This is a genomic window from Nocardia arizonensis (assembly GCF_001310275.1).
Lineage (GTDB): Bacteria > Actinomycetota > Actinomycetes > Mycobacteriales > Mycobacteriaceae > Nocardia > Nocardia arizonensis.
Genome location: NZ_LGYZ01000068.1, coordinates 55,271 through 78,098, shown reverse-complemented (window position 1 = coordinate 78,098; position 22,828 = coordinate 55,271). Strand labels below are relative to the sequence as shown.

General features: G+C 68.2%; 24 protein-coding genes. 14 read left to right on the top strand and 10 right to left on the bottom strand.

Annotated elements, in window-relative coordinates; all coding sequences use genetic code 11:
• The first annotated feature begins 82 nt into the window (after positions 1-82).
• Together APZ21_RS13950 and APZ21_RS13945 are read left to right on the top strand one after the other, a co-directional pair.
• Entirely contained in the window at positions 83-970 is an 888-nt protein-coding gene (locus APZ21_RS13950; protein WP_054813728.1) for an alpha/beta fold hydrolase, read from the top strand.
• A gap of 8 nt (positions 971-978) precedes the next feature.
• A complete protein-coding gene (locus tag APZ21_RS13945; RefSeq protein WP_054813727.1) occupies positions 979-1,782 on the top strand; it encodes an NAD(P)/FAD-dependent oxidoreductase in 804 nt (267 codons plus the stop codon).
• A 401-nt stretch (positions 1,783-2,183) separates the two neighbouring features.
• Here APZ21_RS13945 and APZ21_RS34020 read toward each other — a convergent pair whose 3' ends face one another.
• Both APZ21_RS34020 and APZ21_RS13935 read right to left on the bottom strand, forming a co-directional pair.
• Positions 2,184-2,333, bottom strand: a complete 150-nt coding sequence (locus tag APZ21_RS34020) for a hypothetical protein (RefSeq protein ID WP_156371063.1) — start codon at positions 2,331-2,333, stop codon at positions 2,184-2,186.
• Between the two features lie 959 nt (positions 2,334-3,292).
• On the bottom strand, positions 3,293-4,093 hold the full coding sequence (locus tag APZ21_RS13935; RefSeq protein ID WP_054813765.1) for a thioesterase family protein: 801 nt from the start codon (positions 4,091-4,093) through the stop codon (positions 3,293-3,295).
• Positions 4,094-4,295: 202 nt separating this feature from the next.
• On the opposite strand from APZ21_RS13935, the gene APZ21_RS13930 reads away from it, so the two are divergent.
• On the top strand, positions 4,296-5,069 hold the full coding sequence (locus APZ21_RS13930) for a helix-turn-helix domain-containing protein (protein ID WP_054813725.1): 774 nt from the start codon (positions 4,296-4,298) through the stop codon (positions 5,067-5,069).
• Positions 5,070-5,078: 9 nt separating this feature from the next.
• Here APZ21_RS13930 and APZ21_RS13925 read toward each other — a convergent pair whose 3' ends face one another.
• The 3 genes from APZ21_RS13925 to APZ21_RS13915 form a co-directional block, all read right to left on the bottom strand.
• A complete protein-coding gene (locus APZ21_RS13925; protein ID WP_054813724.1) occupies positions 5,079-5,984 on the bottom strand; it encodes a fructosamine kinase family protein in 906 nt (301 codons plus the stop codon).
• A gap of 146 nt (positions 5,985-6,130) precedes the next feature.
• Positions 6,131-7,006, bottom strand: a complete 876-nt coding sequence (locus APZ21_RS13920) for a TIGR03619 family F420-dependent LLM class oxidoreductase (protein WP_054813723.1) — start codon at positions 7,004-7,006, stop codon at positions 6,131-6,133.
• A 52-nt stretch (positions 7,007-7,058) separates the two neighbouring features.
• Positions 7,059-7,562, bottom strand: a complete 504-nt coding sequence (locus APZ21_RS13915; RefSeq protein WP_054813722.1) for a VOC family protein — start codon at positions 7,560-7,562, stop codon at positions 7,059-7,061.
• Between the two features lie 190 nt (positions 7,563-7,752).
• Here APZ21_RS13915 and APZ21_RS13910 point away from each other — a divergent pair, with 190 nt between their 5' ends.
• The gene (locus APZ21_RS13910) at positions 7,753-8,370 is read left to right on the top strand and encodes a TetR family transcriptional regulator (RefSeq protein WP_054813721.1); all 618 of its coding nucleotides are present in this window, start codon (positions 7,753-7,755) and stop codon (positions 8,368-8,370) included.
• Between the two features lie 433 nt (positions 8,371-8,803).
• On the opposite strand, the gene APZ21_RS13900 is transcribed toward APZ21_RS13910, so the two are convergent.
• Positions 8,804-9,340 carry an OmpA family protein gene (locus APZ21_RS13900; RefSeq protein WP_082393085.1) on the bottom strand — a complete coding sequence of 179 codons (537 nt, stop codon included), beginning with the start codon at positions 9,338-9,340 and terminating at the stop codon, positions 8,804-8,806.
• A gap of 427 nt (positions 9,341-9,767) precedes the next feature.
• Here APZ21_RS13900 and APZ21_RS13890 point away from each other — a divergent pair, with 427 nt between their 5' ends.
• Both APZ21_RS13890 and APZ21_RS13885 read left to right on the top strand, forming a co-directional pair.
• Entirely contained in the window at positions 9,768-11,087 is a 1,320-nt protein-coding gene (locus APZ21_RS13890; protein WP_054813717.1) for a hypothetical protein, read from the top strand.
• 6 nt (positions 11,088-11,093) lie between these two features.
• Positions 11,094-11,627 carry a hypothetical protein gene (locus tag APZ21_RS13885; RefSeq protein ID WP_054813716.1) on the top strand — a complete coding sequence of 178 codons (534 nt, stop codon included), beginning with the start codon at positions 11,094-11,096 and terminating at the stop codon, positions 11,625-11,627.
• A gap of 57 nt (positions 11,628-11,684) precedes the next feature.
• Here APZ21_RS13885 and APZ21_RS13880 read toward each other — a convergent pair whose 3' ends face one another.
• The gene (locus APZ21_RS13880; RefSeq protein ID WP_054813715.1) at positions 11,685-12,482 is read right to left on the bottom strand and encodes a HugZ family pyridoxamine 5'-phosphate oxidase; all 798 of its coding nucleotides are present in this window, start codon (positions 12,480-12,482) and stop codon (positions 11,685-11,687) included.
• A 541-nt stretch (positions 12,483-13,023) separates the two neighbouring features.
• On the opposite strand from APZ21_RS13880, the gene APZ21_RS13875 reads away from it, so the two are divergent.
• The gene (locus tag APZ21_RS13875; protein WP_054813714.1) at positions 13,024-13,929 is read left to right on the top strand and encodes a cutinase family protein; all 906 of its coding nucleotides are present in this window, start codon (positions 13,024-13,026) and stop codon (positions 13,927-13,929) included.
• Between the two features lie 30 nt (positions 13,930-13,959).
• Here APZ21_RS13875 and APZ21_RS13870 read toward each other — a convergent pair whose 3' ends face one another.
• Together APZ21_RS13870 and APZ21_RS13865 are read right to left on the bottom strand one after the other, a co-directional pair.
• Complete coding sequence (locus APZ21_RS13870; RefSeq protein ID WP_239476618.1) at positions 13,960-14,964, bottom strand: SMP-30/gluconolactonase/LRE family protein; 1,005 nt, start codon at positions 14,962-14,964, stop codon at positions 13,960-13,962.
• A gap of 190 nt (positions 14,965-15,154) precedes the next feature.
• Complete coding sequence (locus APZ21_RS13865) at positions 15,155-15,871, bottom strand: metal-dependent hydrolase (protein WP_054813712.1); 717 nt, start codon at positions 15,869-15,871, stop codon at positions 15,155-15,157.
• Between the two features lie 384 nt (positions 15,872-16,255).
• Here APZ21_RS13865 and APZ21_RS13860 point away from each other — a divergent pair, with 384 nt between their 5' ends.
• The 7 genes from APZ21_RS13860 to APZ21_RS13830 all read left to right on the top strand — a co-directional run bounded on the left by APZ21_RS13860 (position 16,256) and on the right by APZ21_RS13830 (position 22,535).
• Positions 16,256-17,563, top strand: coding sequence for a sensor histidine kinase (locus APZ21_RS13860; protein WP_054813711.1), 1,308 nt, complete (start codon positions 16,256-16,258; stop codon positions 17,561-17,563).
• Complete coding sequence (locus APZ21_RS13855; RefSeq protein WP_054813710.1) at positions 17,560-17,976, top strand: roadblock/LC7 domain-containing protein; 417 nt, start codon at positions 17,560-17,562, stop codon at positions 17,974-17,976. Before APZ21_RS13860 ends, APZ21_RS13855 begins: the two co-directional genes overlap by 4 nt.
• Positions 17,973-18,347: a DUF742 domain-containing protein gene (locus APZ21_RS13850; protein ID WP_054813709.1), complete on the top strand. Its 375-nt coding sequence runs from the start codon at positions 17,973-17,975 to the stop codon at positions 18,345-18,347. Before APZ21_RS13855 ends, APZ21_RS13850 begins: the two co-directional genes overlap by 4 nt.
• A 52-nt stretch (positions 18,348-18,399) precedes the next feature.
• Positions 18,400-18,942: a GTP-binding protein gene (locus APZ21_RS13845; RefSeq protein WP_156371062.1), complete on the top strand. Its 543-nt coding sequence runs from the start codon at positions 18,400-18,402 to the stop codon at positions 18,940-18,942.
• Positions 18,939-20,207 (top strand): cytochrome P450 family protein, encoded by a 1,269-nt coding sequence (locus APZ21_RS13840; RefSeq protein ID WP_054813707.1) that lies wholly within the window; start codon positions 18,939-18,941, stop codon positions 20,205-20,207. Before APZ21_RS13845 ends, APZ21_RS13840 begins: the two co-directional genes overlap by 4 nt.
• Positions 20,204-21,439 (top strand): cytochrome P450 family protein, encoded by a 1,236-nt coding sequence (locus APZ21_RS13835; protein WP_054813706.1) that lies wholly within the window; start codon positions 20,204-20,206, stop codon positions 21,437-21,439. Before APZ21_RS13840 ends, APZ21_RS13835 begins: the two co-directional genes overlap by 4 nt.
• A gap of 67 nt (positions 21,440-21,506) precedes the next feature.
• Positions 21,507-22,535, top strand: a complete 1,029-nt coding sequence (locus tag APZ21_RS13830) for a fused (3R)-hydroxyacyl-ACP dehydratase subunits HadA/HadB (protein ID WP_054813705.1) — start codon at positions 21,507-21,509, stop codon at positions 22,533-22,535.
• A gap of 128 nt (positions 22,536-22,663) precedes the next feature.
• Here the strand turns inward: APZ21_RS13830 and APZ21_RS36545 are convergent, their stop codons facing one another.
• Complete coding sequence (locus tag APZ21_RS36545; protein ID WP_476739083.1) at positions 22,664-22,771, bottom strand: MTB12 C-terminal domain-containing protein; 108 nt, start codon at positions 22,769-22,771, stop codon at positions 22,664-22,666.
• Positions 22,772-22,828 lie beyond the last annotated feature (57 nt).

Here is a 22,828-nt window from a genome sequence, read left to right as displayed (position 1 = left end):
CCCACTGTCCCGTACAGTCGCATGCGATGCAAGATTCCGTGCCGTCACTCCCGTCGGCGCCGAACCGACGAGGACATCGCCGATGACGACCACGCTTTCCGATCTCACGTTGCGCCGCGACGGTTTGAACCTGTCGGCCCGTCGCCACGGTGATGCGGACGCGCCGCCCATCCTGTTGGTGCACGGATTCCCCGACACCCCGCACAGTTTCGCCTCCCTGACCGCGCAGCTGGTCGCGGCGGGTTTCCAGGTGCTGACCCCGTGGCTGCGCGGCTACACCGTCGGCAGCTACGACCGTGCGGCCCGCTACGACATCGGCGCGGCCGCCGCGGATCTGGCCGCGTGGCACGAGCATCTGGGCTTCGGGCCCGCCCATCTGGTCGGTCACGACTGGGGCGCCATCGCCGCGATGTATCTGGCGAAGACCGATTCCGCGCGGTGGCGGTCGCTGAGTCTGCTGGCGATTCCGCCGATCGGCGGCTCCGGGGGCGCGCGTGCCGCGCTGCCGTATCTGGCGCGCCAGACGGTCATGTCCGCCTATATGGGGCTGATGCAGTCGGCCGCCGCGCCCGCGCTGCTCGCCCGCTCCGACGCGGCACTGGTACGCGCGATCTGGTCACGCTGGTCACCGGGTATGGCCGTGACCGACGCACTGTTCGAGCCGGTGCGCGCGGTCTTCACCGACCGGCGACTCGCCTGGGCCGCGACCCGCTACTACCGCGCCGCCTTTGCCGCCAACCGTGCCGAGACCCGCGAGTTCTACCGTGTACTCACCGGCCCCGCCGCCGATCTGCCGACCCTGGCGCTGGCCGGAGCCGATGACGGTTGCGTGCATCCGTCGCTGCAACGTGCCATGGCGCGGGAACTCGGTGTCGAGTCGGCCCACGTCCCAGGGGCGGGTCACTTCCTGCACGCGGAACGGCCGGGGGCCGTCGCGGAATTGCTGCTGACCCATCTGCGGGCGCACTGACCGGACACATGTCCTTCAAGGACTTCGTGAAGATGGACGGCACGAATCCCAACTATCAACTGCTGGTCTCGACGTTCACCCGCACCCTGGTCGCGGCGAAGGAGGATGTGGCCAGTGCCCGCAGTATGTGCGGTCTGGTCGAGTCGTTCCTGCTCAACATCATCAACCGGGGCAACGACAACCGATTCCCGGATTCGGTGCTCAACGGCCCGTTTAACGAGACCTGGATCGACCCCTGGGTCGCGTATCTGACGGGCAAGGGCGTGACCTTCGAGGTCGGGGCCGACGTGAAGTCGCTGACCGTGCGGGACGGGGCCATCGGCTCCGCGGCGGTCACCTTCGCCTCGGGGGAGACCTGGAATGTGGAGGCGGACTGGTTCGTCTCGGCCCTGCCGCCCAACGCGGTGTCGCCATTGATCACGCCCGAGATCGCCGAGCTGGATCCCGACCTGAACAAGGTCAAGGACATCACGCTCGACTGGATGAACGGCGTGCAGTTCTTCCTGCGTCGCGACAAGCCGATCGGCCAGGGCCATATCGGATTCATCGAGACGCCGTGGCGGCTGTCGGCGGTGCACCAGAACCAGTTCTGGAAGCAGAAGGTCGCGCAGACCTACGGAGACGGCTCGGTGGCCGACATCTTGTCGGTGTGTGTCGCCGACTGGAGCGCGCACGGCGTGCGGAATACGAAGACGGCGCGCGAGTGCAGTCCGTGGCCGCACCTGACCATCCGCGAATTCGACGGCGCCCGTGCGCTGGACAGTACCCGCTGGCGTGCGGGTCTGCCGAACCTGCTCGACCTCCGTGAGTAGGGGGCCGCGCGTGTGGGAAGCCGCTCGGTGTCCGCGATCCCGGCCCGTCCGGCCCGGATGAGCGTGCGCGGGCCGTCTATTCGGGCCCGTGGCCGCCGGGAATCGATGCCGAATCGTGACATCGCGACCGGATCGTGACCTGCCGCGCCTGTGAACCGGCGGCTACTCCGGGGGATTTCGCGCTCCGAGCGGTGGAAATCCCCGCGCGGGCGGCATGCGGATACCCGCGGCGCGCGGGTGCCGAGGGTTCCGCGTGAACGGCCGATCCGCCCGAATCGCCCCGGTGGGGGCCACGTTTCGGGCGGATCGGTACGCGTGGCGACGTCGGTTCGTGTCCTCGAAACCCGGTTGGCGGGGGTGGGATCGGTTCCGGTGTGCCGGGTTCGACCCGGATCGGGCGGTCAGTGCACGACGGTATGGGGGATGGCGACCCGGTCGGCGTGGGAGGCCGGAGATTTCCGCGCGGCTCCGGCGTCCCGGAGGATCGAGACGACGCGGGCCCAGGCGGGCCCTTGGGCGATGGCACTGGGTACCAGCAGGGTGAAGACCATGCAGCCCTCCTAATTCGAGAGATCGAGCGGTGTCGGATATTCCGACACCATTCACGGTAAACACCTGGCAATTGAAATGCCAGATATCCACCAGTGAATCATGATGCATCATCGTAACGATCGGTGGGTCGTGCCGCGAGAGGCGAGTTCGCAACGGGCGGCGGGGATCCAATGTCGACCCCGATGAGTGCGGTGCATCCGTTCGGTGTCCTTCCACGGTACCCCGACTCGCGTCGACGGCCGAAATATCCGCATACCGTTATTGTCACCGGCTATCTCCCGGACCGAACCCGCTTCCGCGATATCCAGCTCGTCGCCCGACGAAACGCGGAATTTACCCGCGGCGGCGGGCGGAGTCACGCCCGCCGCGACGGCGGGGCGAGTCCGCTTGCGGCGGAACTCCACACCGCGCCCGTGCGCCGTGACCCCAGTGTATTGCCTTGGAGCACAAGCCGATCAGTGGAATCGACCGGCGCGAACGGGCACGGCGACGTCGCGGATGCGCCGGCGGGGCGCGGTGGAAAAGACGGCCGACGCGCGTCGTGCCGCCCGTATCGGCGTGCCGCCCCCGCACGAGTCGGCGGTCGATACGGTGCGACGGCGCGCTGTGACGTGCGCGATGCTCGCGCCCCCGTCCGCGACGGCTCGCACACCACCCGCGATCGGGCCGCGAAATCTCGGCGAACCCCACCGATCCGAACCACCGGACCGGGCGAACACCGTCGCGTCCGACACCGCGGGGTCGCCTTCACGAAGGCGCGCACAGCCCTGATCGATCCGACAGCCGAGCAGCGCGATGCCCGCCACGCGCGGCTACCGCCGCGCGGCCGTCGCCGCGATGACGGAGCCGTGACGCCCCCGAGCACCGGCCGCGCGTGCGGTGCCATCGACCGGAACCCGGCGGCGTTCTCGGATGCCCGACCCCCGCCGCGGCGATCGTCGGGCGGTGGTGAAGCGGCTCAGGGAATCAAGGCCAATTGGCGCGACTGGGCCACGAGTGCGCCGGTGCTGTCCCAGATGTCGAAATCCTCTTCGTGGAAGCCGTTGACCAGGTGAGCGGTGCGCACTCGGCAGGCCAGCCAGCCGGGGGCGGGGCGGCGGCGGATGTGCACGGTCAACTCGATGGTGGAACTGCCGGACACACCGAGGTCGAAGACCGCGGGCGCGGCGGAATCGACCAGCAGCGCCAAGGCGATCGGGTCGGCGTCGCGTCCGTCGGCGAATCGCAGCCAGAAATCCAGCGCCGCGGTGCCGCCGGGTGCGCCGCGGAAGAAACCCGGCACCTCGGGCATGCGGAATTCCACGCGACCGGCGATGTTCGTGCCCGACAGCGCCACTCCGCGCAGCGGGTTCACGCACTCGTCGGGCGGGGGTAGTTGCGGTGCGGCGCCGGTCTCGGAGGTGAGGCCCTCGGCCTGGGCGAGATCGGTGAACGTGGCAAGCACTCGCACGATTTCGCGGTCCTCGCGCAGCAGGGTGGCCGCGCCGGTGCCGGTGCGCCTGCCGACCCGCGCGATTTCGGTGGTGATGCGGGCGGGCCCCGGAACGCCGGGGCGCAGGTAGTGCGCGGAGGCGGACAGCAGGTCGGGTTGGGGGATCTCGCGGCGCAGCGCCTGGAGGCAGGTGGCGAGCAGGTAGCCGCCATTGGCGGTGCCCGCGCCGGTGGTCCAGCGGTCCGACAGCTCGATCGCGTACTCGTGCGCGCCGACCGGCGTGCTTGCGGTATCGGTGTCGAAGGCGTGGTGCGTCGTCGTGGTCATACGGGCGTTCCTTTCGTTCCCGTCGATGATCATCCTCGCCGAGTCGGGGGTGTCGATTACCCGGGCGGTAAGTCCCGGTGGTTCCGGCATCGGCGAAGGCCGCGCCGTCCCCCGTCAACGGCCGCAACCCCGTTCGTGTGGATCGAAACCGGCGGTTCACGCCCCGGCCGGGCCGCGGACACCGCCGACTAGGATCGAGACGATGAGGACCCGAACGGCCGGCGACCTGCTGCGGCACTGGCGGCTCGAACGCGGACTCAGTCAGCTCGAGCTGGCCTCGCGCGCCGACATCTCGGCCCGGCATGTGAGTTTCATCGAGACCGGCCGCGCCACCCCGAGCCGTGCCATGATCGGCCACCTCTGTGATCGCCTCGACATTCCATTGCGCGAACGCAATCGGCTGCTGCTGGCCGCCGGATACGCCCCCGCCTACGCCGAATCCGCCCTGGACAGTCCCGCCATGCTCGCGGTGCGCACCGCCGTGCGCCGGATACTCGTCGGTCACGAACCGTATCCGGCATTGGCGATCGATCGGGGCTGGACCGTCGTCGACGCCAATGCCGGTGTCGGGCCGCTGCTGACCGAGGTGTCGCCGGACCTGCTGCGCCCGCCGCTGAACGTGCTTCGCCTGAGCCTGCATCCGGCCGGCCTGGCGCCGCGCATCGTCAACCTCGCCGAATGGCGCGGGCATCTGCTGGCCCGGCTTGCGCGTCAGGTCGAACTCACCGGTGCGCAGGGACTCGGGGAGTTGTACGAGGAATTGCGCGGCTATCCGGGCGGTGAGATCGAATCGCGTCTGCCCGAACCTGAACAGGCCGTGGTCCCGCTGCGGCTGCGCCACGGCGACGCCGAATTGTCCTTCCTCAGTGTGACCTCGGTATTCGGCACTCCCATGAATGTCACGGTCGCCGAATTGGCCGTGGAATCGTTCTTCCCGGCCGACGAGTCCACTCGGGCGGCGCTGTCCGAACGTTGAGCGCGGTGTCTACGCCGACAGCGCGGCGCGCGCGGCGGCCAGTGTCTGTTCCCGATAGCCGCCGCCGAATAGCACCGTGTGCACGAGCAACGGATGCAGTTGATGCAATGCCTGCCTGGCCTGCCAGGCATCGGCCAACGGCCGGATCTCACGGTAGGCGCCGAGGAGTCGACTCAGATGCGGTGCGCCGAACAGCGCCAGCATGGCCAGATCGGTTTCACGATGGCCGCCGTGCGCCGCGGGATCGACGAACCGGGCGCGATCGGTACTCCAGCGCACATTGCCCGACCACAGGTCGCCGTGGATGCGTGCGGGCGGTTCGGGCGGCCCGCCGAGCGTCTCGGCACGGTCGATGACCTGTTCCAGCAATCGGACCCCCGCGGGCCCGAGGTGGCGCGCCGCGCCGGGTAGATACGGCGCGAGCCGGTAGTCGGCGAACCAGCGCGCCCACGGCTGGGTATCGCGGGCCGGGGCGCCGCCGCGTCCGGCGGTCGCGGCGGCGGGCTGCCGCGACGCCGGGATCTCGGTGTTGTCCAGCGGGAGACGGGCGATCCAGCCCGGCCACGGCGCGCCGAAGGATTCGGGCGAATGCCCGTGCAGTTCGGCGAGATCGCGTCCGAGCTGTTCGGCCGCGGCGGGGGTCGGCGTGCCCTCCGGTAGCCAGGGCAGGACCAGCAGCCGCTCGTCCACGGCCAGCACCGGCGCCACCGCGTGCGGTATCGCCTCGGCCAGCCACCGCAGTCCCGCGGCCTCGGCGGCGAACACCTCGGGGTGGTCGGCGGTGTACTTGACGAAGACGTCGCGGCCGTCGGCCAGAATCGCCCGGTGCAGTGTCCACCCGTGGTTCGCGCCCAGGTCGGCGATGCCGCGCACCGTTCCGCCGAGCAGCTCGCCCAGTCGCACCGCCAAACTCATCCACACCTCCGTCGCCCGTGCCGACGACCGGTCCCGTCCCGGGCGCGGTCGTCACACCGTTGTGAGCGTACGCATGGTTCGCCGCCGCGTCCGCGGTATGGCCCACCCGGAATCCGGGCGGTCGGTGCGGCGCCGCGGTATCGGAATCAGCCGTTGACCTTGGCGATCACGTGTTCGGCGAAACGGGTCAGATTGCGGATCTTGGTATCAAGGGGTTCGGTGTCGTGTTCGGTGGTGTAGGGGTTGCGGAAACCGACGATGACATCGGTGACGCCCTTGTCCTCGAGACGCTTCACGCCGTCGACGGTGAACCCGTCCAGCGAGATGACATGGATCTCGAAATCCTCGCGGGTGCCGTATTCGGCGCGCAGGGTGTCGAGTTCGCCCAGCAGCCGGTCGAGTTCGACCGGGTCGCCGCCCGCGTGCATCCAGCCGTCCCCGCGCTTGGCGGCGCGCCGCAGTGCGGGTTTGCTGTGCCCGCCGACGAGGATCGGCAACGGCTCGGTCGGCACCGGGCTGATCTTGATGGGCGGAATGTCGTAGTACTCGCCGTGGAATTCGAAGTAACCGCCTGCGCACAGCCCGCGCACGATATCGATGCATTCGTCCATGCGCGCGCCGCGCTTCTCGAACGGGACGCCCATGATCTCGAAATCGTCGGGCCACGGGCTGATACCGACGCCGAACCCGAAGCGGTTGCCGCTCAGCGCGGCCAGCGAGGACGCCTGTTTGGCGACCAGCACCGGCGGCCGGATGGGCAGTTTCACCACGAACGGGGTGACCCGCAGCGTGGTCGTGGCCGCCAGGATCGCCGCGGACAGCACGAACGCCTCGATGAAGGGCTTGTCCTCGAGGAATTCCCGGTTGCCGTCCGGGGTGTAGGGATAGGTCGCGTCCGATTCCTTCGGATAGGCGATGCTGTCGGCCACCGTGATGGAGGCGTAGCCCGCCGCTTCGGCCGCCTGTGCCAGCGGTACGTAGTACGACGGGTCGGTCATGGCTTCGGCATAGGTGAATCGCATCTTCGATCGCCTTTCGTCCCAGTAGTTTTCGGCGGTGCCACCCGCCCGTTGGCTATCCCCACGGATTCCGGTGACCCCGCGGGGCCATGCCGTCGAACATCGCCTTCATCTGGGTAGACAGGTCGAGCAGTTCCACCCAGGTGCCGAGCGGGCCGCCGTCGAGATAGGCGTATGTCATTGCGCCGTCGCCGAATACGCCCTCGGCGAGGATCTCGCGTCCGGCGGTGCGCGCTCGCGCCAGTGCGCTGTCGAGATCGTCGACGACCCAGGCGACGTGGTGCAGGCCCGAGCCGTGTCGGGCGAGGTGATCGGCGTAGGGGCTGTCCCCAGAACCCGGTTCGATCAGTTCGAGCTGTTGTCCGCCCGCGTATCCGAGCGCCACCGCGGCGGTGTAGTCGGCGGGGCGGTCTCGGTAGCGGCAGCCGGAGCCGAAGTGGACCTCGGCGATGGTGAACCAGTCGGCGACGCCGTAGCGCTCGGTGAATTCCCGGGTCGCCGCGGCGATGTCCGGGACCACCCAGCACAGCTGGAAGATCGGGCCGCTCGCGATGGTCACCGGCGCGTCCCGCCGCCGATCGGCCCGCCCGCGCGCATCAGCCCTCGCGCCGCGTCCGGCGCCGTAACGGCGTGAACCGGAACGGCACAGACTGGAACGGCGCAGACTGGAACGCGTTCTAATTTCACCCTCCCAATTAATCATCACCGCTTAACCACGTCAAGGCCGCGACTGAGTACAGTGCGAGCTCATGCGCCTCGAGGATTCGCGGTCGGCGCTGCTCGACGCCGGTGAACGACTCATCGCCGTGCGCGGGGTCGACGTACCGCTGCGGGATATCGCCGCGGCCGCCGGGCAGCGCAACAACTCCGCGGTGCACTACTACTTCGAATCCCGAACGGGCCTCATCGAGGCCATCGTCGACCGACGCATGAACTGGCTCGAACACCGCCGACTGGAATTGCTCGCCGCGCACGAGGCCGACGGCACCGGGCACGACCTGCGCGCCCTGATCGCCATGCTGGCCGAGCCCATCGTCGAACTGCTCGGTCACGAAGGTGTCACCCATTTCGGACGTTTCCTCGAAGTCGTGCGCTCGCATCCGGTAGTCGCCGACGCTCGCCGGCTCGACGGCGCCGACCGCGCCGCGGTCCGCGTCATCACCACCCGGCTGACCGCCGCGCTGTCCGGGGTGCCCGTCCGGCGCCGCCGCGGACGCCTCGAGACCATGGCGACGGTCTTGTTCGCGCTGGTCGCCGATTACGAGCGCACCCTCGAGTCGGGGTTACGCCGCCGGGCCGCCGCCGACGCGGCCGAGATCGTGGACATGATCGTCGCGATGCTCACCGTGCCGGTCTCGGGCCGCTGAGCTATCCGGGGGCATCCGAAGAACTCGATGTCGTTGCGATTCTTCGCGATCCGGCCCTGACCCCGCGCCGGACAGGGTAGCGTCCGAGCCGGTTACCGGGAATCGTGGACCGCGACGAACGGAGACCAGGGCATTCCGATACGACACCGAGACAGATCGGCACTGATCGATGGACGACGCCGACCGCGCCCAAGCCAGAGTCTTCCTGCAGCTGTTGAGCACGCAGGCGAGAACACTCAGTCGCGAGATCGCCTTGACCGGCATCGCGAGTTCCACCACCCGGCGGCTGGAGACCGAACTACAGGATGTTCGCCGCTACATAGATCGCTTACAACACAGATTCCCCGACGCTGTCGCACCACGCTGAGCCGAAGGGACCGATTCGCCGAACCCGCTGTGGGGTTCGGCGGTTCGGTCCCCGGCCACCGTCCGGCTATGTGGTCGCGACCTTGATCTGGGCCTGGTCGACCTGGATGTCGCTGTCGGTCGGATTCGCTTCGGCCCGAACGGTGACGCGCGCGCGATCGATACCCTCGGCCTCGAGCGCCGCGGCGATATTGTTGCCGCGCGCCTCGGCCAACGCCTTCGCCTGTTCGGCGTCGTCGCTCTTGCCATAGGTAGTGACCTGGATGCGGGTGTCGTTGCCCTGCAAGGGAAGCGCGACCGCCTTGAGGGTGACCGAGTCCACGGTGCTCAGATCGGAACTGCCGCTCTCGAAGGAGATCGGCGCCGCCGCCAGCGCCGCGTTGATGGCGTTCTGGATGGCCTGCTGCGCGGCGTTCATGGCCGAGCTCACGACCGAGGAGACGGTGGTGGCCGCACTGCCGCGCGTGGCGTGCCCCGAGGTGGCGGCATGGGTCGTGGTGGTCGCCGACGAGGATTCGGAGTCGTTGTCGGACCCGCACGCCGTCGTCATGAGCAGCACCGCGGCCCCCGCGGCGATCGCGCATACATACCTGCTGGAGATCATCGCTCAACTCCTGAATTCGAGGAAGAATCCGTTCACGTCATACGACAATCATTCGGACTTTCACGACGAATCGGCCCTCGACGGCCGATCGCTCGTCCGTCGATCTTCGCATACCGGTGCCGCGAATTCGCGCTCCCACGGCGGGAAAACGAATGCGTAGGCGCGGAAATCGTGCGATCGGTAACGCGGTGACGATTTCACGAACGGATGCCGCCGCGGCCCGGAAACGAAGCGTTGTAGAAATGTCATGAACCCGGCGTAGCATCGCCTTCGACCATCCGATGCCGGGTCGGTCACCGTGGGTCCGGGTATTCCATGTGAGTCATCATCGGGATAGGGACGAAATGGTCACTTCGGCGACGGCGGCGCGAAAACATATACGCCGGAAGATATCGCGTGACGGTAGGAACGGCCAGGGACCGATGCCGTGAGCGCCCCCGACGACGCACCACTCACCGACGACGAACGCCGCGAACTGCTCCGGCTGCGTCGCGAGGTCGATGATCTGCGCCGCGCCCACGGCGCCGATACCGGGGCCCGTCCAGGGCACCCGCGCCTGCGCTGGACCGGCGTCGCCATCCTGCTCGCGCTGGCCGCCGCCCTCGCGTTCGCGGCCGTACCGGCCCGGTATCTGCACGGCGAACTGCTCGACACCGACCGATACGTGCGGACAGTGACGCCGCTGGCCGCCGACCCGGTCCTGCGCGCCGAACTCACCGACCGGCTGACCGACGAACTCATGGCCCGCCTCGATGTCGAAGCGGCCACCGCCGAGGCATTGACCACGCTCACCCGCGACGCACCCCGCGTACCCGCGGCCGTGGTCGGCCTCGCACCGGTGATCGCCGACGAGGCCGAATCCTTCGTCCGCGACCGGGTCGCCGCCTTCCTCGCCTCCGACCGGTTCGAGGCGCTGTGGATCCAGGCCAACCGGCAGGCGCACCGCACCCTCGTTGCGGTCCTCACCGGCGAGACCCGCGACGGCGTGCGGATCGACGACGGCACCGTCGCCCTCGACCTCGGACCGGTCATCGACGCTGTCCGAACCGATCTCATCGGCCGCGGCTTCTCCTTCGCCGAGAACATCCCCGACGTCGACGCCACCGTCGTGCTCATCGAATCCCCGCGCCTGGCCACCGCCCGCCGCCTGACCTCGGCGCTGGACACCTCCTCGACGGTCCTGCCCGCGGCGGCGCTGCTCGCCGCGGTCGCGGCCGTACTCCTCGCCCCGCGGGGGTCGCGGCGGCGCGCCCTCGTCCTCGCCGGTGTCGTCCTCGCCGCGACCATGGTGCTGCTCGGCATCGTGACAGCGATAGGCCGGGCGGTGTATCTGCGCGAGATACCGCCCGACGCGCTTTCCCGCGATTCGGCCGCGATCGTGTTCGACACCCTCGCGCGGCCACTGCGCACCGCCGTGCGCGCGGTGTTCGTCCTCGCGACGGTGCTCGCCGCCGTGGGATATCTGGCCGGACCGTCACGAACGGCGATCGCGCTGCGCCGCGGCTACACCGCCGCACTCGACGCCGTGCGAGCACCGAGACCGGGTCGCGTCCCGCACCGGATCGAATCCGCCGTCGCGGCTCTGCGTATACCGCTGCGCATCGCGATCGTCGCGGCCGCCGCGATCACCGTCGTGTTCTGGGACTACCCGTCGGGACTGGTCGTCACGGTGATCGTGCTCGTGGCCGTCGCGGCGTTGCTGCTGGTGGAACTGGTGGCCCGGCCCGCCCGGCCCCGACCGGAATGAGTGTCGATGGGAACCGATGCCCATACCCTGCTGCACGGACCGCTGTTCTCCGGCGTCCCCCTCGACCGCGCCACCGCCGCGGGCCGGATCAGCGCCTATATATACGGCAACATCCTGGTTCTCGCCGCGCTCGTGCCGATCGTCACCACCGCGGTGGACGTCGGCATCCTCATCGTGCTCGGCACCGCGCTGTCCACCTTCGTCGCCCACGTCTTCGCCGAGACCGTGGGCCGCAGCGTCGAGGAGGGGGCGAGCCTCACCCGCGCGGACCGGCTACGCGAATTGCGCAATTCGGTGCCGATTCTCACCTCCGCGGTGCTTCCGTCCGCGATTCTCGCGACCGGACTGATCGGCTGGCTGGAACCACGCACCGCACAGGTGATCGCCGAACTGGCCATACTCGTGCGCATAGGCGGCATCGTCTTCGTCATCCGCCGATTACGCGGGGAACGGCTGTCACAGGGGTCACTCGTCGCCGCGATCGTGCTGACCGTCGTCGCCGCGACGGTGGTGGCGGTCAAGGTCGTCCTGACGCACTGACAGGACAGCACGCACCTCCTCGACACCCCTGGAGCTGCGGGAGGTGTGCGGCGGGGCTCAACCCTGGCGCACCCGTCGGGCCAGTGCCACAGTGGCGGCGCGCAATTGGTCGATCCCGTCGAGTCGCTGTTCGTACCCGACCCGCGTGCGCGCCACACCGCGCGGCGTGGTGACCCGCAGATCCAACCCGTACCGATCCGCGCGTTCGCAGAGGGCTTCGGTCGCATCCGGGAATCCGCCGAGAACCCGCGCCATCTCGGCGAGCGCGTCGGCGTGGTCGGCATTGAGGTGCTCGATCGCCCCCGCGGCCCGCGAGACGACCGGATCGGGAGCCGCCGCCGCATAGTCCTGCGCCGTGGCCGAATCCATGCGCCCATAGCCTCCGACCCATCGGACCCGTCGCACGCGCAGCACCCACAGCGAGAAGTCGCTGTAATCGATGTAGTACCGCGCCGCGGGCACCGCGTCCAGATGCGCCGCGCGCGCCGCCTCGGCCTCCGTGCCGTGTGGGCGTTCCACCACGCCTGCCAGGGTGATGCGGGTGCCCGCCAGCGGATCGGCGGGCGGATTCGGTTCGACCACGGCGATGCTCGCGCGCGGATCGGCCGCGAGATTGCGTCCGTGTTCGGCCATGCGCGAGACGCAGAGCACCGGCTGACCGTCGAGCAGTCCGTAGGTGACGAACGACGCCCAGGGGTCGCCGTCCTCGCTCAGACTCGCCAACGTCGCGGTATTCGTCGACGCCGCAACGGTTCTGGCCTCCTCGGCGGCCGACGGGCGCGCCGGATTCACCACAGCGGCGGTCGGAGCAGGAACCGAAGGCGCGTCGCCCGGGTCACCATGATCGAGAGTCATCTGCCAATCCTCGGTCCGGCCGGGCCGAGCGCCCGGCGCATGCCGTCGATTCTCGCATCGGGCGGGCACGCGTCCGCCCGCGCACCCGGTCTTCGGGCTACAGACCTCAAGTTGCTCTCCGCTCATACCCTTTCACCGCGCGCCCGATCCGGTGAAAGGGAAGGGGTGGTCGAGAAGTTATCCGGCGTTTCGGCCGAGCTCCGGCGCGCTCCACGATTGGCACCATCCCGAGATCACGGAACGGCCCACCTCGCACTGGTCGGTGGGGGTGTGAACCGTCGGCCCGAAGATGCGAAACAAGTGCATGTCACAGCGGCGGGCCTATGCGGATCGGGTTTCGCCGGGGTGGGCCACTGGGCACTATTGTCATATCGGAGAAAGGCTCATGCGTGCGTCCCGTTTCCGGTATGTTAATAGATATTCTCATGTAGTCGATTCGGATGAGCCACGTGTGAGGCACGACCGCAACCATGACGATTGCCCGCCCTGACCGGGCGGCGCCACGCTGGTGCCGTCCGGCGGTGAAGACACGGAGTAGACCATGTTCACACGACGCAAGATCGGAACCGCCATCTGCGCGGCCGCCCTCGCCGCCGCGGTCGTCCACCTGAACGGCCCGGCTGTCGCGGGGGCGGCTCCGCAATGCCCCGGCACCTACGTTGTCGCCGTGCCGGGCACCTGGGAGACGTCCAACTCCGAACCGGAGAAGGGGATGCTCGGGATGATCACCGACAATCTGCCCGGCGATATACGCACCGATTACGTCCACTACGCCGCGACCGCCTTCCCGTGGGAGGGCGAAGTGTACGGCCGTTCCAGGCAGGAGGCCGCCGACAAGACCCGCGGCCTGGTCGGGGCGATGGCGCGGCAATGTCCGGGAACGAAGATCGCGATGCTCGGCTACAGCCAGGGCGCGGACGCCGCGGGCGACGTGGCGAGCGAGATCGGCACCGGACTCGGTGTGGCCCCGCCGAATCAGATCGCCATGGTCGGGCTGATCTCCGATCCCAAGCGGTCGCCCACCGACAATCTGATCGGCCCCGCCGTCGGCGGCGCGGGCGCGGGCGGCCCCCGGCTGGGCGGCTTCGGCTGGGTATCGCCGCAGACCTTCACCTTCTGCGCCGCGGGCGACCTGTACTGCTCCATGCCCGACGGCGACTTCGCCGGACGCATCGCGGGCCTGCTCGCCCAGCTCTCCAATCCCGACCCGGCCAAGGTCGGCGACTACCAGCGGCAAGCGACCGCCCTGCTCGGCGACGCACTCGCCGCCGGTGGACTCGGACTGCTGTCGGACCAGCTCAACAACGCCGCCTACGAACAGCGCAGGCGTCAGGTCGACGACTTCATCAAATCCGGTATCCACCAGAGCTATCCGAGCTACCAGGTCGGTGGGGGCGCGACCCCGATCTCCTGGCTGCGCAGGCATCTGATCGACGTCGCCGGATAGGTACGCGGGCCCGACCGGATCCGCGCCCGTTCAGTCGGGAACGCGGGTCACCGCGATCGCGGATTCGGTCAGACTGCCGAGATATAGCGTGCCCTCGTATTCGACGACCCCGGTCACCATGGAGAAATCGACGCCCGGGGTTTGCAGGTCGTGCACCACGGACCCGTCGAAATCCACTGCGAGCACCCACACCGTGCGCTTGGGTTTCGGGCGGGCCCACTCGGGCAGCGCCCACACCCCGCGGCGCAGGATTCCGGGCAGCGGGAGCAGACGATCCAGTATCGGATCGCGCGGCGCGGGCAGGGTGATCCACACGAGGCCGTCACTGCCGAGCGCCATATTGTCCGGGAACCCCGGCAGATTCTCGATGAGCATGTCCGAGGTGCCCGCCTTCGGACCGCTCAACCAGTACCGCCGCACCCGATAGCCGCCCGATTCGGCCACCAGCACGCAGCTGCGATCCGGTGCGAGCACCACGCCGTTGGCGAAAGACAGGCCGTCGACGAGGGTTTCGACCCGTCCGTCCGCATTTCGTCTCAGCAGTCGCCCCGTCTCGGAATGCTCGAGCAGGTCGCCGGTGTATTCGGTGAGCGAATAGCGCCGCGTCGAGGAGGAGAAGTAGATCGTAGCGTCCGAATCGCGAACGACATTGCTGGCGAAGGGGAGTGGCTCGCCGTCGACCTCGTCGACGAGAACCCGCAATGTCGCGTCGGGTCGCCATTCGAGCAGACCCCGCTCGAAATCGCAGATCAGAATGCTGCCGTCGGAATCGACGTGCAGACCGAGCGGACGCCCGCCGGTATTCACCAAAGGAGTCACCGTGGCTTCCACGGGTTCGATCCGCAGTATCGAGCCGTCCTCGATACCGGTGATCAGTGTCCCGTCGGGGGAGCGGACCACGTCCTCGGGGCCCGCGCCGGGCAACTCGATTCGGCGGAGCGGGGGGAGCGGCGGGTTACTGGATGTCTGCCGGACCCGCGAGGTAGCGGCGGGGGGAGTCCAGCGACGTGGTCGCATCGTCGGTCCGGCGGGCATGAGCTCAGGGTATCGCCGGATCGTCGCAGCGTAGATCGAAATACGCAAGATAAATCATCAACCTACGTAGATATGCGCATCAACGCATGAAATCCACCTCTCAGACACAACGAAGAAGAGAACCGCAGGGAAGGGACAGGGACCCGTCGGCCGAAATAATCGGATTCCGGGGACCGGGTCTGCCGCGCGTTCACGGCTGCTGGGTGATCGCGTACCAGAGCACCGCTAGTGTCGCGAGGACGAACAGCGGGGAGATGAGCCACGTCTCGACCTTGTTGCCGGTGCGTTCGATGACCGGGAATCGCACCCGCAGGTCGAAGGGCCAGAACAGGCGGCAGCCGCGGTCGGTGAGGCAGTCGCCGAGGATGTGGGCCAGTGAGCCGAGGCCGACGACGAAGGGCAGCCAGGAGGGTTTGTCGGCGAGCCAGTGGTCCATGGCGAAGGTGCCCGCGACGGCGAGTACTACGACGGAGCCCCAGGATCGGAAGCCGTCGCCACCGGGGCACAGGTGCAGCGCGCGTACGGCGAGGGCGAGCAGGAAGAAGACGAGTGCCAGGGTGAAGGGTCGGCCGAGCCAGTGCACGCCCGCCCAGGTTCCGTAGGTGGCGGCGGCGACGAAGGCGAGGGAATGGGTGGCGTGGCGGTGGCCGCCGGATACCTTCGAGATGATCGTGCACAGCAGATAGGAGATCGGTCCAAGTACGTGCGCGATGGATCCCTTGGGATGGTCGGCGTCGGGCAGCAGCGCCGCACCGGCGGTGAGGAACGTGCCGAGCAGCAGTTCGACCGGCCCGAGATGTCCGGTGCCGACCTGTACGGCCGGGAAGGTCAAGACGGTGACGGGCAACACCACCGCGGCTCCTGACCAGGCGAGCGCGCCACTGGTCGCATGCGAATGTCCGAGCACCGATCCACGTTAGCCGAGACGGTGCCGGTGACCGCGGTCGCGCTTGCCGCGAATCGCGTTGCCTGCGGCGGTGACTCGCGTTCGGTCGCCGCCGCACGGTCCGGGACCGTTTCCGGTGTCATGGCGGGTGGCCGGGTGGATGCGGCCTCGGGGTCGCGCTCGTAGGCGGGGACCGCTATGCTCTTGACCCGATACCCGACCGTGGGGCGAAACCGCTTGTCGGTCCGTGCATTTGACGTGAATGAACGTGTGTCGGGGGAATCAGGGGAAAGGGTGTATTTCCCCTGCGGACGAGCACGCGAGGATGGTAGTACGGACTTGTCACAGTCATCGAATCGGTCGGATGACGGTCTCGCGGAGTCGCCGCGACGTCCACGGCGGCGGTTGCCGCAGCTGACGTGGTGGACATGTCTGATAGCGACCTCGGGCGGGTCGTCGGCGGCGGTGTACTACGCGCCGGAGGATTTTCGTATTCCGCTGGGCATCGGGGCGGGTGCGACGTCGGTGGTGTTGTCGGTCGCGGTGTCGGCGGCGGTGTATTTCCGGCGCGCGGCGATCGATGCCCGCGGTGAGGGGGAGCAGACGCGGGTCGCGGCGCAGGAGTACGTGGAGTCGGCGACGGCGGAGTTGCGCGGTCAGCTGGCCGCGGCGCAGTCCGCGGCGGCCGAGTTCCGCGCCGACGCGAGCGGCAGTGAGAGTCGCCGGGTTGCGGCGATGGCGGCGTTCGCGGGTGCGGCGGGTCGGATGCAGGCGATGACGACGAGTATGTTGGCCGAGTTGCGGGAGATGGAGAACCGTCACTCGGACGCCGACGTGTTGGCGGATCTGCTGCAATTGGATCATCGGACGGCGCAGGCGGGCAGGCTCGCCGACAGTATCGCGGTGCTCTCGGGTGCGCGATCGGGTCGACGGTGGGCGAAACCGATTGCGATGCAGTCGATTCTGCGCGGAGCCATGGGCCGTGTCGCCGGCTATCAGCGGGTGCGGTTGCGGGCGGTGGCGAATATCGCGATCGCGGGGCACGCCGCGGAGGCGGTGATGCACGCGCTGGCGGAGCTCATCGACAATGCCTGTAATTTCTCGCCGCCGACGACGGAGGTGCACCTGTACGCGGCGGAGGTGCCCGCGGGTGTGGTGATCACCATCGAGGACAGCGGTCTGGTGATGAGCGAGTCGGCGTTGCGCCGCGCGGAGGCCGCGGTGAGCACGGATCGGTCGGGTGAGCGCGTGGCCGTGGCCCCGGATCTGTCGACCTTGTCGGGTACCCGGTTGGGGCTGTCGGTGGTCGGTTATCTGGCGCGCAAGCACGGTTTGACCGTGTCGTATCGGCCTTCGGCCATCGGCGGCACGGCCGTCGTGGTGGTTGTGCCGCGTGATCTGACGACCCGGGTCGACACGTCGGTGGTGGAGCCGCCGATCGCGCCGCCTGCGTCGAAGGCGGTGGCCGCCGCTCGTCCGGCGCCTGTCACGGTCGCGTCGGTCGCGTCCGGGTCGACGGGTACCGAATTGCCGAAACGGCGGCGCGGCAGCACGTTCGCCGCCGTGCATCCCGAAGGGCTCGTCGGTCGCGCCGCTGCCGTCGCCTCGCCCGCACCGTCGGAGCCCGCGTCCCTTGGCGCGTTCCAGCGGGCGATCACCGGCCGCGAGCCCATAGTTCCCGCCCCGTCCGCCGCTCTGGAGACCGATCGATGACCACTTCTGTGCCCGCCCAGCTGAGCTGGCTGCTGGAACAACTGCTCACCCGAACCCCCGGCACTCGTCATGCGCTGCTGCTGTCGAGCGACGGGCTGAAGATGTGCCATACCGAGCGGCTCACCGAGGACAACGCCGATCAGCTGGCCGCGATCGCGGCCGGTATCCAGAGTCTGGCGCACGGGGCGTCGATCGAGTTCGGTGACGGCCGTTCGGGTGTGCGGCAGTCGATGACCGAGTTCTACGGCGGCATCCTGTTCATCGTGGACGCCGGGATGGGCGCGCACATCGCGGTGGTCGCCGCGGAGGATTCGGATGCGGGGCTGGTCGGACACAATATGCGGGAGCTGGTCGAGCAGCTCGGTGATCATCTGGCCACCTCGCCGCGGGTCGGCGAGGTGAGTCTGTCGTGAGCAGACCCGGCCGCGACGAGGACCCCGATAGGCTCTACACCCTCACCGGCGGCCGCAGCCGACCCGACTTCGACCGATTCGACCTGGTCACGCTCGTGGTCAGCGAATCGGAGCCGACGGCGGGGATGAGTTCGGAGGACGCGGCCATTCTGGCCATGTGCCGGGCTCCCACGGCGGTGGTGGAGATCGCCGCCGAATTACGAATTCCTGTTGGTATCACCACGATCCTGCTGTCGGATCTGTTGCACGCGGGCAAGATCACCGTGCGTCACCCGACTGCGGCGACGCCCGACGATCCGGGTGCGCCGTGGAATGCGATGCCGGACACCTCGACCCTCGAGAAGGTGCTTGTTGGACTCCGCAGTCTCTGACCCCCGCCCGGAGCGCGCTGACGCGCCGTTGCATGCCGCGACCCGTCGGGCGATGAAGATCGTCATCGTCGGCGGATTCGGTGTCGGCAAGACGACGATGGTTCGTTCGGTGAGCGAGATCCGTCCGCTCGACACCGAGGCCACCATGACCCGGGAGGGTTTGCGGGTGGATGATCTGACCGGTGTGACCGGGAAGTCGACGACCACTGTCGCGTTCGATTTCGGGCGGATCAGCATCGATGCCGAGCATGTGCTGTATCTGTTCGGCGCGCCGGGGCAGGAGCGTTTCTGGTTCCTGTGGGATCGCCTGTTCAGCGGTGCGCTGGGGGCGATCGTGCTGGTGGATCAGTTCCGTATCGCCGATTCCTGGTACGCGATCGACCGGTTGGAGCATCAGCGGGTGCCGTTCGTGGTGGCGTGCAACGATTTCGGCGGCACGTTCGACGGGGATCGGATTCGTGACGCGTTGGATCTGGATCCGCGGGTGCCGTTGCTGGAGTGCGACGCGCGGTCGCGGGAGTCGTGCCGTGACGTGTTGATCACGTTGGTGGAGCATCTGTTCACGCGGCGCGGGGTTTCGGCGGTGTCGTCATGAGTCATCCGCAGATGAGTTCGCCCGCGGATCTGTCGCGCGGGCCGGCGCCGGTTCCGTTGAGCGGTCCGCGTTTCCATTCGGATCCGCATCGGCTGTATCACGATATGCGTCGTGAGCATGGGCCGGTGGTGGCGGTGGAGTTGCCGGGCGGGTTCCCGGCGTGGCTGGTGATCGGGTATCGCGAGATGCATCAGGTGACCAGTGATCCCGAGTTGTTCCCGCGGGATGTGGGGTTGTGGAACCAGTGGCCGAATGTTCCGCAGGATTGGCCGCTGCGGCCGATGATCGGTCAGCCGATGCCGTCGATCTACTTCACCGCGGGCGCCGAGCATCGCCGTCACGTGGCGATGGTGGAACCGGCGTTGGATTCGGTGGATCCGTTCGAATTGCGCCGCACGTGTGAGAATCTCGCGGATCGGTTGATCGACGGTTTCTGCGGTAAGGGTGAGGCCGACCTGGTCGCCGACTATGCCGAGCCGCTGCCGGTGCTGGCGTTGGCCTGGCTGCTCGGCTTCCCGGACGAGGACGGCCCGCAGTTGGCGTGGACGATGAAGACCCTCGCCGACGGTGGTGCCGACGCCCAGCTGGGCTATGCGCAGTTCGCGGGTCATATGCAGAAGCTGGTGGCCGACACCAAGGCGCGGCCGGGCGACAATCTGGTGTCGCGGATGTTGGCGCACGGCGGGTTCTCCGATGAGGAGTACATGCTCGACCTGATGGCGATCACCGCGGCGGGGCATCTGCCGACCTCGGACTGGATCGGTAATTCGGTGCGGCTGATGCTGACCGACGACCGTTTCGCCGCGGCGTTGGGCGGTGGCCGTCACAGTGTCGGCCAGGCCATGAACGAGGTGTTGTGGGAGGACACCCCGACCCAGATCCTGTCGGGTCGGTGGGCGGCGCGCGACACCCGGTTGGGCGACCGCGCGATTCGTCGCGGTGACATGCTGCTGCTCGGGCTGGCGGCGGCGAATGCCGATCCGCATGTGCGCCAACATGCTTCGGACTGGGTGGAACCGGCCTACAGCGGCAACTGCGCGCATTTCGCGTTCTCCCACGGTGAGTACCGTTGCCCGTTTCCGGCCCAGCAGATCGCGGAGATCATCGCGCGCACCGCTATCGAGATCCTGCTCGACCGATTGCCCGATGTCGATCTCGCGGTCGCGGCCGAGACCCTGGTGCGGCGGCCGTCGGCCTTCTTGCGCGGTATGACGTCGCTTCCCGTCCGTTTCACCCCGGTTCGTGCTGTTGGAGGTACTCCGTGACCCAGGTCTGTCCCCATGCCCAGCCCCTCGTCATCGATCCGATGGTGGCCGATCTCGCGGGGGAGACCGCGTATCTGGTGGCCGCGGATCCGGTGACCCGCATCGAACTGCTCGGGGTGCCCGCGTGGACGATCACCCGACACGCGTTGGCGCGGCAGCTGCTGGTCGATCCGAGGCTGGTGAAGGACATCGGCGCGTGGTCGTTGTGGCAGAAGGGAATCGTGACGCGGCAGTGGCCGCTGATCGGGATGATCGACGCGGGCCGGTCGATGTTCACCGTCGACGGCGCGGAGCACCGGCGGCTGCGGATCAAGACCACCCAGGCGTTGACCAAGCGCCGTCTGGACGCGCTCCGGCCGGATATCGAGCGGATGACCGCGGAGTTGTTGGACGATGTGGCGCGGGCGGGTCGTGACGGCGCCGTGGTCGATCTGAAGTCGGTGTTCGCCTATCCGCTGCCGATGCGGGTCATCAGTCAGCTGATGGGTGTCGATCGTGCCGATCACGCGATGCTGTTGACCTGGTACAAGGCGTTCTTCTCGCTGTTGACGCCGCAGGACGAGCGGTTGCGGGTCATCGATGAGCTCGACGGGTATTTCACCGAGTTGGTGCGCCGCAAGGCGGCTTCGCCGTCCGACGATCTGACCAGCGCGCTCATCCAGGCCACCGACGGCGGTGAACCGCTGACCGAGGAAGAGGTCATCGGTAATTTGAAGGCGCTGGTCGCGGCGGGTCACGAGACCACGATCGGGTTGATCCTGAGCGCGGTGCGCGCCCTGCTCACGAATACCGAGCAGTTGACGCGGGTCCGGTCCGGGGATGTGCCGTGGGCGTCGGCGGTGGAGGAGACGTTGCGCTGGGACGGGCCGGTCACGCACCTTTTGATGCGTTTCGCCACCGAGGACATCACCGTCGAGGGCGTGACGATCGAGAAGGGTGACGGTGTGGTCATGTCCTACCGTGCGATCGGGCGCGACAGCGCGGTGCACGGTGCCGACGCGAACGATTTCGATGTCACCCGGCCCACCGCCGACCGGCACATCACCTTCGGGTACGGCCCGCACATCTGCCCGGGTGCGGCGCTGGCGCGTCTGGAGGGCGGTATCGCGCTGCCCGCGTTGTTCGAGCGGTTCCCGAACCTGAATCTGGCGGTGCCGGTCGAGGAGATCCGCAATCTGCCGGTGCTGACCCAGAACGATCTGGCGGCGTTCCCGGTTCGTCTGGACGGCTGATCCACTACGGCGGGGTTTCCGCTATTCTGCCCCGGTCGCGTTTGTCGTACAGAGGAGTAGGTTCACGGTGAGTTCGGTGGTAGACGCGCCAGATGTCGCGTCCTACGTGGGGCATTATTACAGGATCGACGACGCGTTCGAGGTCGGACGGGAGAAGGTCCGGGAGTACGCGCGCGCTGTCCAGGACACCCACCCCGCGCATTGGGACGAGAACGCGGCCGCCGACCTCGGTTATCCCGGTCTGGTGGCGCCGCTGACGTTTGTGTCCATTCCGGCGATGGCGGCCAACCGCATCCTGTTCGAGACGGTGATCAGCGGTTACGACATGTTCGTGCAGACCGAGCAGGTCTTCGAACAGCATCGTCCGATCCTGGCGGGTGACCGGCTGGTCACCGATGTCGAATTGTCGTCGGTGCGCCGTATCGCGGGCAAGGATCTGATCACGGTCACCAATACCTTCACCGACGAGAAGGACGAGGTCGTGCACAGCATGCACACCACGGTCGTCGGTATCTCGGGTGAGGGGGTCGATCCGGCGATCACCGACGCGGTGGAGAACATCATGGTGCACGGGGTGAACATCCTCGGCCGCAAGGACGAGGCAACGGTCCACGAGCGCACGCCGCGGCCGGAGGGCGAGGTGCGGATCGCGAGCCCTGCCGGCACGCCGGGCACCACTTTGTCGTTCGACGAGTTGTCGGTCGGCCTGGAATTGCCGTTGCGCGAGGCTCGTGTCTCGCGCGGTGACCTGGTCAACTATTCCGGTGTCTCCGGTGACGGCAATCCGATCCACTGGGACGACCGGATCGCGGAGATGGCGGGTCTGCCCGGGGTGATCGCGCACGGCATGCTCACCATGGGTTTGGGCGCGGGCTTCGTGTCCACCTGGTCCGGTGATCCGGGCGCGATCACCCGCTACGGTGTCCGCCTGTCGAACTACACGCTGGTCGACGCCCGACTCGGCGGCCACATCGAATACACCGGCCGGGTGAAGTCGCTGGATCCGGCGACCCGAAGCGCGGTCGTCGCGATCGTCGCGAAATCGGGCGGCCGCAAGATATTCGGTCTCGCGACCGCCACTCTCAGCTTCCGCTGAGGCGCGGCTGCCAGTTCTGGTGCCGGGTGGCAGGATTCGGAGTCGGGAAGTCGATTTTCTCCGAGGCCGGCGGTGGGGGAGCCCGGCCTCGCGAGCCTCATCTGGCTTGGCAGGCCGCCGAGTCCAGCTTACTGGTTGGAGACCTTCCACTGGTCGTCCTCGGCGACGAATTCGACGTAGGCGTCCTCGACCTTCTTGCCGTCGATCGTGACGTCCGCGTCGGCCCGCAGTTTCACCTTGTTGCGTTCGGCGGCTCACGAATCGAAGCCCCTTCATCATCTATGCGGTGCGGC

Bases quoted from the DNA above. Each gene is read 5' to 3' on its own strand.
- APZ21_RS13840 (WP_054813707.1), top strand. From the start codon at position 18,939: ATGAGTCATCCGCAGATGAGTTCGCCCGCGGATCTGTCGCGCGGGCCG.
- APZ21_RS13870 (WP_239476618.1), bottom strand. From the start codon at position 14,964: ATGCCCGCCGGACCGACGATGCGACCACGTCGCTGGACTCCCCCCGCC.
- APZ21_RS13900 (WP_082393085.1), bottom strand. From the start codon at position 9,340: ATGATCTCCAGCAGGTATGTATGCGCGATCGCCGCGGGGGCCGCGGTG.
- APZ21_RS13920 (WP_054813723.1), bottom strand. From the start codon at position 7,006: ATGCGATTCACCTATGCCGAAGCCATGACCGACCCGTCGTACTACGTA.
- APZ21_RS13935 (WP_054813765.1), bottom strand. From the start codon at position 4,093: ATGACCACGACGACGCACCACGCCTTCGACACCGATACCGCAAGCACG.
- APZ21_RS13845 (WP_156371062.1), top strand. From the start codon at position 18,400: ATGAAGATCGTCATCGTCGGCGGATTCGGTGTCGGCAAGACGACGATG.
- APZ21_RS13925 (WP_054813724.1), bottom strand. From the start codon at position 5,984: ATGAGTTTGGCGGTGCGACTGGGCGAGCTGCTCGGCGGAACGGTGCGC.
- APZ21_RS13875 (WP_054813714.1), top strand. From the start codon at position 13,024: ATGTTCACACGACGCAAGATCGGAACCGCCATCTGCGCGGCCGCCCTC.
- APZ21_RS34020 (WP_156371063.1), bottom strand. From the start codon at position 2,333: ATGGTCTTCACCCTGCTGGTACCCAGTGCCATCGCCCAAGGGCCCGCC.
- APZ21_RS13885 (WP_054813716.1), top strand. From the start codon at position 11,094: ATGGGAACCGATGCCCATACCCTGCTGCACGGACCGCTGTTCTCCGGC.
- APZ21_RS13880 (WP_054813715.1), bottom strand. From the start codon at position 12,482: ATGACTCTCGATCATGGTGACCCGGGCGACGCGCCTTCGGTTCCTGCT.
- APZ21_RS13930 (WP_054813725.1), top strand. From the start codon at position 4,296: ATGAGGACCCGAACGGCCGGCGACCTGCTGCGGCACTGGCGGCTCGAA.
- APZ21_RS13950 (WP_054813728.1), top strand. From the start codon at position 83: ATGACGACCACGCTTTCCGATCTCACGTTGCGCCGCGACGGTTTGAAC.
- APZ21_RS13945 (WP_054813727.1), top strand. From the start codon at position 979: ATGTCCTTCAAGGACTTCGTGAAGATGGACGGCACGAATCCCAACTAT.
- APZ21_RS13910 (WP_054813721.1), top strand. From the start codon at position 7,753: ATGCGCCTCGAGGATTCGCGGTCGGCGCTGCTCGACGCCGGTGAACGA.
- APZ21_RS13855 (WP_054813710.1), top strand. From the start codon at position 17,560: ATGACCACTTCTGTGCCCGCCCAGCTGAGCTGGCTGCTGGAACAACTG.